Annotated in this window: 10 protein-coding genes; 2 read left to right on the plus strand and 8 right to left on the minus strand. The window is 43.8% G+C overall.

Features of this window, described 5'->3' with window-relative positions:
* Positions 1 to 6: 6 nt before the first annotated feature.
* The 3 genes from L1278_RS13485 to hsdR form a co-directional block, all read right to left on the minus strand.
* A complete protein-coding gene (locus L1278_RS13485; RefSeq protein ID WP_253405287.1) occupies positions 7 to 1,446 on the minus strand; it encodes a class I SAM-dependent DNA methyltransferase in 1,440 nt (479 codons plus the stop codon).
* Positions 1,447 to 1,576: 130 nt separating this feature from the next.
* The gene (locus L1278_RS13490) at positions 1,577 to 2,713 is read right to left on the minus strand and encodes a PD-(D/E)XK nuclease family protein (RefSeq protein WP_253405289.1); all 1,137 of its coding nucleotides are present in this window, start codon (positions 2,711 to 2,713) and stop codon (positions 1,577 to 1,579) included.
* 65 nt (positions 2,714 to 2,778) lie between these two features.
* Positions 2,779 to 5,115 carry an EcoAI/FtnUII family type I restriction enzme subunit R gene (hsdR, locus tag L1278_RS13495; RefSeq protein WP_253405291.1) on the minus strand — a complete coding sequence of 779 codons (2,337 nt, stop codon included), beginning with the start codon at positions 5,113 to 5,115 and terminating at the stop codon, positions 2,779 to 2,781.
* A 312-nt stretch (positions 5,116 to 5,427) separates the two neighbouring features.
* On the opposite strand from hsdR, the gene L1278_RS13500 reads away from it, so the two are divergent.
* Positions 5,428 to 5,955, plus strand: coding sequence for a hypothetical protein (locus L1278_RS13500; protein WP_253405293.1), 528 nt, complete (start codon positions 5,428 to 5,430; stop codon positions 5,953 to 5,955).
* Between the two features lie 322 nt (positions 5,956 to 6,277).
* Here the strand turns inward: L1278_RS13500 and L1278_RS13505 are convergent, their stop codons facing one another.
* Entirely contained in the window at positions 6,278 to 6,544 is a 267-nt protein-coding gene (locus tag L1278_RS13505) for a hypothetical protein (protein WP_253405294.1), read from the minus strand.
* A 348-nt stretch (positions 6,545 to 6,892) separates the two neighbouring features.
* On the opposite strand from L1278_RS13505, the gene L1278_RS13510 reads away from it, so the two are divergent.
* Entirely contained in the window at positions 6,893 to 7,231 is a 339-nt protein-coding gene (locus tag L1278_RS13510; RefSeq protein WP_253405295.1) for a hypothetical protein, read from the plus strand.
* A 781-nt stretch (positions 7,232 to 8,012) separates the two neighbouring features.
* On the opposite strand, the gene L1278_RS13515 is transcribed toward L1278_RS13510, so the two are convergent.
* From L1278_RS13515 to L1278_RS13530, 4 genes are all read right to left on the minus strand, one after another.
* Positions 8,013 to 9,392: a DUF3987 domain-containing protein gene (locus L1278_RS13515; protein WP_253405296.1), complete on the minus strand. Its 1,380-nt coding sequence runs from the start codon at positions 9,390 to 9,392 to the stop codon at positions 8,013 to 8,015.
* A complete protein-coding gene (locus tag L1278_RS13520) occupies positions 9,392 to 9,700 on the minus strand; it encodes a helix-turn-helix domain-containing protein (RefSeq protein WP_253405297.1) in 309 nt (102 codons plus the stop codon). The genes L1278_RS13515 and L1278_RS13520 overlap by 1 nt, the downstream gene beginning before the upstream one ends.
* Positions 9,701 to 9,988: 288 nt before the next feature.
* Positions 9,989 to 11,287 carry a site-specific integrase gene (locus L1278_RS13525; protein ID WP_253405298.1) on the minus strand — a complete coding sequence of 433 codons (1,299 nt, stop codon included), beginning with the start codon at positions 11,285 to 11,287 and terminating at the stop codon, positions 9,989 to 9,991.
* A 506-nt stretch (positions 11,288 to 11,793) separates the two neighbouring features.
* Positions 11,794 to 13,191 carry a SusD/RagB family nutrient-binding outer membrane lipoprotein gene (locus L1278_RS13530; RefSeq protein WP_253405299.1) on the minus strand — a complete coding sequence of 466 codons (1,398 nt, stop codon included), beginning with the start codon at positions 13,189 to 13,191 and terminating at the stop codon, positions 11,794 to 11,796.
* Between the last annotated feature and the right edge of the window lies 1 nt (position 13,192).

The raw sequence follows: 13,192 nt of genomic DNA on the forward strand, positions 1-13,192 counted from the left end.
TGCGGCTTAGCTTAACAGGGATTCTTCCAATGCATTTACAATCTCCTGCTGCAGCGCTTTTACAAGCCTGTTTGTCTCCTGCAGCTTTGTCAAAATCTCTGAAGGTACACCTAAAGTAGATTCAGGTGCATGCGGGTTCTTGATGTCGAGGTTAAAGTTGCGGGCTACAATTTCCTCCACGGGCACGCGCCAGGCATACTCGTTCTCCTCACGGTTATTCCACCAAGCTTTCTCCAGGTCAAACTCCTTTATATTGATCGGCTTGCCCTTGTTATAGCTTTTCGCTCCGGCAGGGTAGGGGTGCTCAAAATACCAAACTTCTTTGGTAGGCTCACCTTTTGTGAAGAACAGCAGATTGGTTTTAATGCTGGTGTAAGGGTTGAACACGCCGTTGGGCAGGCGCACGATGGTGTGCAGGTTACACTTGCTAAGCAGCTCCTCTTTGATGCGCGTTTTCACACCCTCGCCAAAAAGTGTACCATCAGGCAGTACCACAGCTGCGCGGCCGTTATCTTTAAGCAGGCGCATGATGAGTGCCATGAACAAGTCGGCTGTTTCCTTAGTCTTAAACTTGGGCGGAAAATTAGCGTCGGTGCCTTCTTCCTCTGTTCCCCCGAACGGTGGGTTGCTCAGGATAATGTCTACCTGGTCTTTCGGCCCCCAGCTGTCGTAAGAACGCACCAACAGGTTATCGTGTCGAATAACCGGGACATCCATGCCGTGTAGCATCAGGTTGGTGGTAGCCAGCATGTGCGGCAACGGCTTTTTCTCTACCCCCTGAAAGCTCTCCTGTAGCGTCTGTATGTCGCTGGGGTTGCTTAGCTGGGTACGCACGTGCTCAATCGCGCAGGTCAGGAAGCCGCCCGTTCCGCAGGCAGGGTCTAACACGCTTTCGCCGATCTGCGGAGCCGTCATGTCTACCATAAACTGCGTCACCGCACGCGGGGTATAGTACTCGCCCGAGGAGCCAGCGCTTTGTAGCTCCTTGAGCATGTTCTCGTAGATGTCGTTGAACAGGTGGCGGTCCGAAGAGGAGTTAAAGTCGATCTGGTTAATCTTGTTGATCACCTGGCGGATCAGCGTACCGCTCTTCATGTAGTTGTAGGTATCCTCAAACACCTGCTTCACGATCCAGCCCTGCGGGTCGGTTTTCGGTGCCACGTCCAGGTTCTTCAGCGTCTCGAACAGTTCGTTGTTCACGAAGTCGAGCAGCTCATCACCAGTCGTACCTTCCTCGTCGGCAGCCCAGTTGCTCCACTGTAGCTTGGCAGGTATAGGCGATTTATAGTTGTCTATGGTTAGTTCCCACTCTTCCTCCTTGTCGCTGAAAACTTTCAAAAAAAGCATCCACACCATCTGGGAGATACGCTGTGCATCTCCGTCCACTCCCGCATCCTGGCGCATGATGTCTCGGATGGATTTTATTATACCTGAAAGGTTACTCATGTAAGTGTATTTGTAAGCGTAATTTTCTGTAATTGTATTTTCAAGCTACTCTTAAGAACTGCGCACGCTGTAGCGTCTAATTTTTTAGCTGAATATAAAGGCGCAACAACACCTTTATGCTAAATATTTGCTACTGTACTTCCGCAGGGGTTATCATACTTCTTTCTTCTGCGCGCTTTTTGTAATCTTCAATCCTGTTCAGAAGCTCAGATAAACTTTGAGCAACTGTAGAAATTTCTACCTCTATGTTAAACTTGTCAAAGATTAATCTTCCGTTCCGCTCATAATTGTCAAGAGCTTTTGGCAAAAAATCGTTGTCATTACACATGGTGTTATATAAGTAGTCGTCAGATTGGTGATTTCGACCAAAAAGCTGAATCTCCCATCCATTTATGTCAACACAAGTGTCAATAGCAATATGGTATGTATCACTTATTTTAAAGTCATGAACTAAGGCTACTTTCTTCTGTCCTTCTCTTCTTCCATCCCAAATCCATTGCCTATGAACTGAGGGAGCAAATTCATTGCTTGGCAATATGTTGTTTAATTCATTTACTTTTTTGTAAATGGAGTTTGTGTACTCAATAAACTTGTCAGTCAATTCTTGTACAGCTTCGGAGTTATTTCTGAAGAATGTCAATAGTGCTCTATCTTCCATTGTCTTATTTGTTAAGTTCTCTAATGTTCGTATGAAATCTGTTAAATGGTGTACATATACAGAGTTGTTGCTTCTTAAATAACTACCAATGTTCTTCTTAATGTTTTGAAAAAGTTGATCGTAAGTTATATTGATGAAATGATTCTTAAGTATAAGGTTCTGATCTACTGGAGAAGTTAGTTTATTTAATGACAGAACTATACAAACAGGCTTTCGTGTGTTGTAGCAATAAGAGTTTACTGTCTTAGAGTAGTCTGCTAAGTCGTTATGTAAATGGTGAAAAATTTTATTTTCAATCCCAATTGCATAGTTGTTAGTAAGAACTAATATATCTAACCTTTTATCGTTAATTGTTCTCAGTTCTCTTATAACCTCAATTTCTTCAAAGTCGAGGTCAAACCTGAAATCTTCATCAATTAAGTGAATCAAAGAGTTAAGAACTAAATCACCCAAATTATGCTCTTCATTAGGATTAAGGTAAAACTTCAGGATGTTGCTACAAACATTTTCGTAGTGTGGGTAACCTGAAATCTCCATAAGAGTCCGAACTCTTTTGGGTTGAGGAATAGCCTTAAAAGCTATTAATAGTTTTGTGTAATCACTTAGCATATTTTCAGTTAGCGTGGGGGTTAACATTCTTAAGTTATGCAATTCCTAATGCCGACAAACACAGCCTATGCAGACCTGTAAAGCTCCTGTTCAAGCTCATTAATCGCCTTCTCAAAGTCGGCCTTCTTACCAAAGCGCTTTACAATCTCGATTGGGGTTCCAAATTGGTTTAGGGGTTTAACAGTCAGCACAGAGTTGTTCTCCAGAGAACTTATACCTTCATCGGCATATTTCTCAAGCAAAGTCTGTAGCACTTCCCGGGCTCCGGAGCCATACTTCTCAAAGTAGTTGCGCTTCTTTACTTCTTCAGCTCTTTCTTTCCGAGTAAGTGGTGGTCTATCAAAAGCGATGTGAACGATCAGATCAAAGGCATCCATGTCTTTACCTATTTCCTGCTGAAGTTCTTCGAATAGCACACCTTTTTCTGCCAGTTCATTAATAATAGCTTCTTTACGTTCGCTCTCATTCCACTTGATCAGGAAATCATCCATGGAAGTGTACTCGCTTAATATTTTATTGCGGGAATAGTTTTTTAATGACTCTGTGATCAGTTTACCGTCTGCACCATAATACTGCACCCGCTCATTGATCACTGCTACCGCTACATCGTTAACATAATACTTCTTTGGTCCGAAAGGCGGATCTGTGATAGGATCATCGTCGTCTTTATCATCAGGCCCTGCTTTATCATCTGGTTTAACAGGAGGAACAGGCGGTTCGTCTGGCCCTGGCTCATAAATAACAACAGGATCTCCATCAAAATCAGGATCTGCAAACAGATTGGTTACTTGTCTGAAATCCATGATAGAGAAGTATACCTTACCGTCATCTTCACGCAGGCGGGTGCCACGCCCTATGATCTGTTTAAATTCCGTCATAGACTGTATGCCAGCTTCCAGCACGATCAGCTTTACCATCTTGGTATCTACACCCGTTGTTAAAAGCTTCGATGTAGTTGCAATAACAGGCTCTTTCTCAAGAACTGAGGAGAAGTTGTAAAGCTCCTTTTTGCCAATCTCATCATCACCGGTGATGCGCACCACATACTTTGGGTAAGTTTGTAGCATGTCGCTGTTTTCGTTTACCAGTGCCTGTCGCATGCGCTCAGCATGTTCCGTGTCCACACAAAACACAATGGTTTTGGCCATACGATCTGTCAGCTTCAGGTATTCTGATATTTTCCTGGCTGCTGCCTTGGTGCGATCATCTATAACCAGGTTGCGGTCAAAGTCTTTGGTGTTGTATATACGGTCCTCTATTTCATGACCATACTTATCTATTTTTCCTTTCTCGGGTCTGTACCCTTCGTCCACGTTCAGGCTGATGCGCACTACTTTGTAGGGAGCCAAAAAGCCGTCGTCAATACCTTGTTTCAGAGAGTAGGTATAGACCGGTTCTCCAAAGTAGGTAATATTGGAGGTGTCCTTTGTTTCCTTTGGAGTGGCGGTTAGCCCCAGGTGTATGGCAGAGTCAAAATAGGTCAGCACATCCCGCCAAGCCGATTCTTCCTTTGCGCTTCCACGATGGCACTCATCCACTACTACCATATCGAAGAAGTCTGGGGAGAACTGCTTGAAGATGTTTTTGTCTTCCTCATTGCCTGTGAGACCCTGGTATAGCGCAAAATAAATCTGGTAGGATTTATCTACCTGACGGTTCTGAATCTTGGTCATAATATCAGAGCCGAAAGGCCTGAAGTCGCCTGTCTTAGTCTGGTCTACTAGTATATTTCTGTCAGCCAGGTATAGCACACGCTTCACAGTCCTGGCCTTCCATAGTCGCCAGATAATCTGGAAAGCGGTATAGGTTTTCCCTGTACCGGTTGCCATAACTAGGAGCGTTCTCTTCTCACCTCTGGCTACAGCCTCTATCGTTCTGTTGATGGCAATCTGCTGGTAATAGCGAGGGGCAAGATCGGTTTCATCCTTATGGTTTTCCTCCTTTACCACTTCCTGCTGCTGCGGGCTTAGGTTTTTAAAAGTGGCATAGCGTTGCCACAATGCCTCCGGAGTGGGGAATTCCTCAAGCGATAGCTCTTTCTCAACTATACCTTCTTTTACTGACTTGTCATGCTCCAGAAATGCGTCACCGTTAGAACTATAGATGAAGGGAATATCCAGGATGTCGGCATAGTCTTTTGCCTGCTGCATGCCATGGCCGACGGAATGATTATTATCCTTAGCCTCAATAATGGCCACCATGGTAGACTTGTAGAAAAGCACATAGTCTGCTCTCTTGCGCTGGCCGCGTGTGTGCTTATGCCCACGGACAATGATGCGACCATCGGTAAACGCCCACTCTTCGCGAACCTGCTTTTGAATATCCCATCCGGCTGCTGTCAGGGCAGGCGTAATAAACTTTGTGCAGATATCACGCTCTGTCAGGGCTTTCTTGTTAAGCATGTTTTCAGTTGGTGTTTAGACAGGTAAATATAGCTTTTGTGTTATTCTTATCAAAATCTATATTTTATGAATTTTATACAGGTAAAAAGCGCTCAAGCTGTACGGCTAATAGGGAATTTGCTATATTGGTTAAATTAAGTGTTATGATATGCTTACCTGGTTAATGTCGTCAATTGATTAACTGGTAAGCTATCTCTGGTTTAATCTTTTTTCGGTATGGCTCAATGTGTCCAGTGTGGTGACTTTACTAAATTCAACGGTGGCCTGTGTTTCAAGTGCTACAAAAGCAAGGAAGGGAGCGAGGTTGCAGTTTTGGAACAAAAAGAGGCATCGCCTGCTGTAAAAGCAAGCTATCCTACCAAAGAGAACAACTGGGTTTTTAATCTCATAAAGGGAAGAATAGCGGAGACACTAGTCGAGCAACTGTTTCTCTCGCTGGGCTTTCAGGTTTTTAAGTATGGTATGGAAAATACCATTCCTGGTATCATGGAGCTATTGAAAGGGGTAAAGGATGATGTGGCAATGGAAATCCGTAGAATGCCTGACTTGGTGGTTTATAAAGATGGAAAGGCGCATTTTATCGAGGTGAAGTTCAGGGCAAGCGGTACCTTCCAGTTACAAGACATTGACAAAAACAAAGACTATCCTTACCAGAATGCTTTAATCGTGCTTGTCTCCAAGAAGCACATCAAATGTATATCTTATCAGGAATTGTCAGCAGGAAAGGAAATCTCACCTACCTGCCGTAACTATCTGGGAAGCCGCAAGGAGTTTGAAACGGACAAGGAGAAAATTATCGATTACTGCCAGTACGCGGTGAGGTTCTTCGAGAATGTATAAGAGGAATATGCCGTGTTTCAATTACGTTTGAAATTTTAGCAATGCCAAATCGTGAGGGGGAATCCCGACTTGTAGAGCCGCTTAAGGAGGTAGTCGAATGGAAGGGATGTGGTGAACTGGATCATGCGCACCTTCTGCATGGAAAATGATTGGAACGCCTTTGTAGTTCATTTTAGTGCAGATTGTCTATGAAACATGAACCAGTAAGATTCCTATAATCAGGAATAATGATAGTAGCAGCTTAAGCTTTGGGCTAATGAAATTAAGCCCAAAGCACGAGATTTAATTATAAACAGCGTGCTTTGGGGCTATAGCTATACTTTTAGTTGTAACATGAATTGACGATGCTGAATGTTGAGTCCCAGTCAATTTTGTTGTCAGGTTTGTAGCGCTTAATATAGCCTGCTAAATCGTGCAGCATTTTCTTACTCGCCCACGGTTTATCTAAAACCTGCATCATCCACATCGATTCTTGTCCTTGAGCCATCCCTAATTCCTTTTTGGGTATAGGGTAAGGACGATAACTACCCTGCCATTCAAAATTAATAGTTACTGCATGGGCATTTTCTTCAATGTAATAATCTTTCATAACTCTCTTAATTTAAGTATTTAATCTTATAATCTGATAAAGCATTTGAAGTCTGAATGCTTTCAAACTATGCTCTATACATATCATAACACTAAAACATAGTGAAAGGTATCAAGGCATGATTTACGCTAAGCTTCACGGATATTTATTCACTAGTTTACCAGAGTTTACAGCTATTCCTCCTTTTCTGATTATGTTAGTTATGCCTAACATAATATAAGATAGCCTTAAAACTTTTCCCAAAATTTTTGCGAAAGTCAGAAAGCCACTCTCCCCATAGCAAGCCCCCCACCCATTCCAGCGGGTGGAGGTACCCCCCGTTGAATTATAACACTTAATAAAAAAGTAATGGTAACAATCACTGACTTCAAAAAGCGCACGTCTGAGGACGGCAGAGAGTTCAACGTACTGCTTCTACAAGGGGAAATGGAATTGGTTCAGTCCAAAGAGTCCGGCAGGTTCTATGCGACCGCTAAAACGTGTACCATTCCCTGTACATTCAATGACCCGATGTGTCAAGGTCTTATAGGGAAAACGCTTCCGGGTAACATAGAGAAGATAGAATGTGACCCCTATGACTATCACATTCCGGGAACAGATGAGATCATTTCCCTGAGCTATACCTATTACTATGACCCGTTAGAGCGGACAATGGAGCAGGAAGTTTTCGGTAAGGCAGCTGCCTAACTAACTAATCAATTAAAGGGTAGCCGATTGGCTGCCCTTTTTTTATTTAAATAGCCTCCATGTCATATGTCACTAACAAAGCTGCTTCTGAATCCAGAATCCCATAGCTTTTCTGACAGTTGCCTTTTCATGTCAAAATACAAACTCCAGAGAGTACACTGCCCTTTCCAAGTGAGTTGTGTTAAAGCTATAAGAGACATAAAGGTTGGAGAGAGTAAAGCAGTGGATAAGATTCTTAGCTCTGATTCAGGGCTTCTATTATACTTTATTGGGGGTAAGCTATACCCTCATAATTATTTCAGTTATACGCCTCCTACACAGTTTGTAGCGACTGGCATAAAATAGCTGAAATGGGAGTTATGCTGAATTTCTTAGGCATTGTTCTGTGAGATGGTTCCTCCTTAAAATCAAACCACTGAAAGAACGTAGCAGGAGTCAATAGCTGTTGATAAGGAAGAGGGTGGTGGAAACACTGCCTTCTTTTCTCAGCTTGATGATAGGGAATATGACGTATTTTATTGGTTTCTTAAGTAACTCACTGGTATTCATGTTCTTTTTATCAAACTGGACGAAGAGAGGGTATAGGAAGGCTTGCTTCTACAAGGAGAAAGTGAAGTATTAAAGTAGTAAAGTTTGGCCACTTTGAGGGCTATTTAACTTTGCTGGTTATCGCAATAATACAAGACATAAAACTCATAAACCTCATAAAATTAAGAAACCCCACCTGTCTAAGGCGGGGCTCTCAATTTACACTTTATAAGCTTTATGAAGTTTATTAGGCTTATTTATGCGTCTTGTCTTCCAACTTTATATACTCCCCATAAGTCCACTCTTTATCGTCAGGACGTGCTATCAGCTTGTTGGACACCATCTTGTTCAGGTAGGTGTTACATGTTCCCAAGGGTATTCCATGCTGGTCTGCTACGGCTACTGCTTCAGCCCTTTTGAAACGTGTTGGGAGTAGCTCGAACAACTGAAGCATTCCCTTGTCCTGAACTCGCTGCACTACAGGGGGAGCAAATCGAGAATAAAGGAATGTCGCATGTGTTTTAAAGACTTCTGCCAAGGATAGGGCGGTTTCGAAATCTATATCTACACATGTTAAATCTCTTCCCTTTGTTTGTTCTTCAGCTTTCCTGATGGCAGACAAAATCATGGCGATTCTAAAGGTAATAGTCCCTAATCTATAGATTATTGAATCTGCATCTCTGCCATAGATGCCAATAGTTTCCCTCAGCCATACTTTGTACTGATGATCAAACCTCTTTTCTTGTTCTGGTGTAAAGCAGAACTCAGTAGGATGAGCTTGTGCGAACTTTAATGCTGTATATGCTTCATTTTCTAAACCCTTGAAATATTCAGTTTTGTTTAACTTGTGGGATTTGTCAGACATTCCTCTCCATTCAGACTCCTGCGCAAACATGTAAAAGCAAAATCGGCTGAATAACCCATTTTCAGTTGAGGAGATAAGAGGACGTACCTGGTCAGGCGTGCCAGTAGTGCCGATTGACAGGCGAGGTACATTAATCTCGATGTGCTCATTCATGTTTTTACGTGACGCACTCACTGTTTCGTGGTGAAACGTCTGCCTAAATATTGTATCGTGTCCCCCATGCTTGTCTTTGAGTTTATTGGAGATGCTGTCTGCCTCAGTCTCAAAAATCACTCCTTTGCCCCCATTGTCTTCCATCCTTGCTATAAGTGCAGCAGAGGTAACATCCCCAGGTATGAAACCCATCCGAAGGGGAGGGGCAAGAGGGTCTTTCATGGTTTTATCGAGGTCTTTTTTTGACTTTTGTTTCTGTAAATAATACTCTCTTGCTAACGTTTTACTCTCAGCAAGCAATTGTGCATGAGCTAGAGCTCCGTAAGCTTTGGCATGTTTAAAACATGATTTACCTCCTGAGGCAGGTGCAACAATAAAGGCGTTTATATTCGGGTAGAGACGCTCACCCATGTATATCCCTTGCGTGTTATCAAGGAAGCCGCTCCAGACAACGAGCGCCCCAATTAAGAACACATCTTTTTGTCTATCGCTCTCAAAAGCTTCAACTCCTTTTTGAAGCATTTGAGGTAAGTTCTGGTAAATCTTGGAAGGAAAAGCAGGCAGATCAGCTAATTGATCTGTGATATTGGATAGTGGTTTTGCTTGCTGTGCCATTACGCTACCCCCTTTCTTGGTTTGGTCATAGAAGCTACGCTAGCCACTGAAATCTCAGATCTAGTTTTTTGTGGGTTGCTCTGCATCCAAGCATCTAAATCCTCTTTCTTGAAAAAGAGCATCTTGCCATTAGGGCAAGAATGGGGGATTGCCCTGGAACTAGTCAGCTTGTAAAGGAAGCTAGTGCTTATGCCAATGTACTGACTAGCTTCCTTTAAGTTTAATACCGGCTTAAAATAAATGTTTTGACATAATAGTGCCTGCTCAATTGTTTGGAGCTTTTCAAGCACTTCGTGATAATTCTGCATTTTGCTAGAATTAAGAATAAAAAATACACTCTGCTTATTAATTGATACTTATTGAAGGGCGGTAAAATCCGGTCGCATTGGATTGTAGTACCTGTACGTGGCAGCATGTATCGATGCACCAACCACTAAACAGGGCACTATATTCAAACGTTCTGATGTTTTTTAGTAAAGGCTATAGTTGGGAAGGCTATATTTTGATTCGGTATGGTTTAAATACTTTAAAACCAATATTTTATAGCAGCGGCTTTGGCTAGGAAAAAAATAAAAAAAATATATGGTTGCTTAATATTACTCCTCTGGAAAAGCAGTTAATCTACTAACGACCTCATGCCTAGCATGGTCTTCAAAAGAATCCAGATAATGCTGAGTCGTCTTTTCGCTCGTATGCCCCAAGGATTCAGAAATGAATGCTGTGGGTACTCCGGAGCGCTTTAATACAGTTGAGAAGGAATGTCTAGCTGTATAAGTAGTTACGTGCTTCTCAATCCCTACGGCATCGGCGACCCGTTGTATATATGTGTTGATGGTTTTAGTTGCATGTCTGACCTTTGCCAGTTCCTGCTCTGGTGTAAGGCCAGCAGTAAGTATCGGGAAAACATGGGTTTCAGAAGAAAGAGGCTCATTTCCCCATTTATCAATAATTTCCTGCACCTGTGGGGTTAGTGCGGCTACGATTGTTTTAAGCTGCTGGCGAGTGGAGCGTTCAGTTTTGGAACGCACAAAGCTGATAGAGCTCTCCCCAATTTGCTTATACTTAAGTCTAGCTATATCTTTTATATTGATACCGTTGCATAAGTAGGAAAATACCCACAAATCCCTATTGCGCGCTTCACTGTCTGAGGCAGGCTCATAAGAGAAGATTTTCTTAATATCAGCCAATGTGAGCGCTTTCTTGATATTTTCGCCAGAAGGGATTAGGAATTTCCTTTTTCCGAACGGGTACAGGTCAGGATTAACATCCCCTGAAGCAATGGCATCGTTGAAGAGGGCTCTCAAAGTTCTCAGGTACATTCCAATGGTCGTCATTGAACGGCCGCCTTCTTTCATCCATTGCTCATAATCACGTAGGAAATGTGGAGTAATGCTGGTAAACGGGAGAGGGGTATAGCTGCTCATAGCTTCTTTTCTAGCTGAAATTTCCTTTTTAGAAACCCCCTTTCTCGCTGTAAAAGCTTTCCCGTGGTGGAAGCACCAGAGGGATGTACGTGCACTCTCATAGCTGTCAGCAGTGCCAGCCCTACCCTCCCTGCTAAGCCTAACTATGGTTTCGTCATAGGCGGAAAACACTTCATTCCTTGCTGAATTGTTGAACAGGCGCCTTTCAAATTCACTGAAAGAAAAGCTGGGGAGTTTTTCGATGACTAGATTTGCTTTATGCTCTATCGCCTGTAGCTCCAATTTACAGTCTTTGAGATCCTTGCCTGGTTTTGGAGAGAGAGCCTTGTCAAAGACTTCTTGAGTAAAGCTATAGGAAGTAGGATAGTATTTCCTTACGCCTTTATACGTTACCCGAAGCTTAACGGGGTAAGTCCCATCTTTTAAAGGTCGGCGGTTATCTAAAAAAATGGAGGTGGTGACGCCTTTCATACAGAATCATTTTAAACACAATTTGCACATGATTTGCACATGTTCTATGTAAACAAAGGCAAATATAAGATAATTTAGGCAAACGATTAGTGTATAAATAGTTGATTATGAGGTTATCTGAAAATATATGATAGCAAGTGATAAATAGGTGTAATGACTCATAATCAGTAGGTGCCTGGTTCGATTCCAGGTGGGCCCACAGAAAATCAAGCACTTATCTCGCAGAGAGGTAGGTGCTTTTTGTTTATAACCATTCCCTAGGATATATATGTTAGAGTTAGGTTAATATCCGAAAAGCTGCAAAACTTAGTTACTTTTCTCTAACTGCTACGTTTTTCCTCCGCTCTAATTCTCTGATAAAATGGATATCTACCTCAGTAATTAATGCACTGACATGACATCATAGTCTTGATCTCGACTCCGAATAATACCCCATACCCTGGCAAAACAAACGCCGCCTCCTTTCGGAGAGCGGCGTTTGCTAAACACTCAACTAAACAAACTTCTTACTTATCCCACCACACACGGCCATACAGGTTGTCCTGTCCGCCAAACTGGCGCTGAACTGCCTCGTTGTAGCTGGCAGCGTTGTTAAAGGATTCTGTGGCCGGGTAGCTGTTGCGGAGGGGCACCGCTTTACCGTCAGGCTCCACCAGGTTGGCAGGGTAGCCGGTGCGGCGCCATTCAGCCCAGGCTTCGTAGCCGTGCATGAACAGGTGTATCCAGCGCTGCGTCGCGATCTGCTCGATGGCGTTGCCCGGATCATATGCAACACCTTCCTGGCTGAGTAAATCTGAAGCGCCGGCTGTGCTGCCCGTCCACTGCAGCAATGACTGCTCAATGGCTTTGTTGTAATTTATTTCAGCTTCTGCATCGCCACCGGCTATCCAGCCACGCTTGGCGGCCTCTGCTTTGGCAAACAGGGCTTGTGCGTAAGTAACCAGCTGTATGTGTGCGTCCTGCTTCCAGATGGCTGGGCCCATCAGCGAGTAGTTGGTTACGTTTGGCAGACCTTCCATTGTGCCAAAAGGCAAGCCTCTGTATTCACCTGAGGTGCGGGCCGGTGTGCCGTATACCTCCAGTCTTGGGTCATCTACTGGCTTCAGCTCGTTCACAAGCGTTTCGGTCAATGCCCACCACTCCCGGTTCTGGTTCGATACCTGCCCGTACCAGTAACTCTGGTTGTTGGCATCGGCCAGGTGACGGAACACCAGGTTGTCTGCATTGGAAGTTATAATACCTGCCTCCAGGGCTTTGTTGAACTCAGCGGCACCCTTGGTAGGGTCCACTTCGGACAGGCGCAGGGCCATCAGCATACGTATGGTGTTACCAAGGCGCTTCCACTTGTTAATATCGCCGTTGTACACGATGTCGTTGGAGATATTACCGGTCGTGATCTCGCTATTGGCCTGGTCAAGCAAGGTGAACAGGCTGGTGTAGATCGATTCCTGGGTGTCATATTTAGGCGTGAAGTTTTCGGCGCCTTGCAGGGCCTCACTGTAAGGTACATCTCCCCAGCGATCTGTCATGTGCCAGAAATAGTAAGCCTTCAGGATCTTGGCCACTGCCAGCTGGTTATTCACAGGCCCTTCGGTCGCGCTCAGATTAGCAGTCGTCAGCACTGTTTCCAGGTTTATGAGTGGCCCCTGGTAAATCCAGTAAAAGCTGGTACCACCATCCGGGTAGAGGGACGCGCCCGGGTACTGTGTCTCGGACAAATACTGGGCATGAAACTGGGCAGAAGGCGTGGCACTCAGGCTCGACAGCGAAAGCGCCGCATTGGCAATCAGCTGCGTACCCGAGGAAGTGCTCGGCTGATTCGGGTTAGTATTAATGTCCTCGTCAAACTTATCGCAGCTCGCCAGCAAAAAGCACGACAAAAGAACTGCATATATTTTCTTCATT

Source organism: Pontibacter sp. HSC-36F09 (genome assembly GCF_024171605.1).
Lineage (GTDB): Bacteria > Bacteroidota > Bacteroidia > Cytophagales > Hymenobacteraceae > Pontibacter.

Coding starts and splice junctions, on each gene's coding strand:
- L1278_RS13485 (WP_253405287.1), bottom strand. CDS start 1,446: ATGAGTAACCTTTCAGGTATAATAAAATCCATCCGAGACATCATGCGC.
- L1278_RS13505 (WP_253405294.1), bottom strand. CDS start 6,544: ATGAAAGATTATTACATTGAAGAAAATGCCCATGCAGTAACTATTAAT.
- L1278_RS13490 (WP_253405289.1), bottom strand. CDS start 2,713: ATGCTAAGTGATTACACAAAACTATTAATAGCTTTTAAGGCTATTCCT.
- hsdR (WP_253405291.1), bottom strand. CDS start 5,115: ATGCTTAACAAGAAAGCCCTGACAGAGCGTGATATCTGCACAAAGTTT.
- L1278_RS13510 (WP_253405295.1), top strand. CDS start 6,893: ATGGTAACAATCACTGACTTCAAAAAGCGCACGTCTGAGGACGGCAGA.
- L1278_RS13525 (WP_253405298.1), bottom strand. CDS start 11,287: ATGAAAGGCGTCACCACCTCCATTTTTTTAGATAACCGCCGACCTTTA.
- L1278_RS13520 (WP_253405297.1), bottom strand. CDS start 9,700: ATGCAGAATTATCACGAAGTGCTTGAAAAGCTCCAAACAATTGAGCAG.
- L1278_RS13530 (WP_253405299.1), bottom strand. CDS start 13,191: ATGAAGAAAATATATGCAGTTCTTTTGTCGTGCTTTTTGCTGGCGAGC.
- L1278_RS13515 (WP_253405296.1), bottom strand. CDS start 9,392: ATGGCACAGCAAGCAAAACCACTATCCAATATCACAGATCAATTAGCT.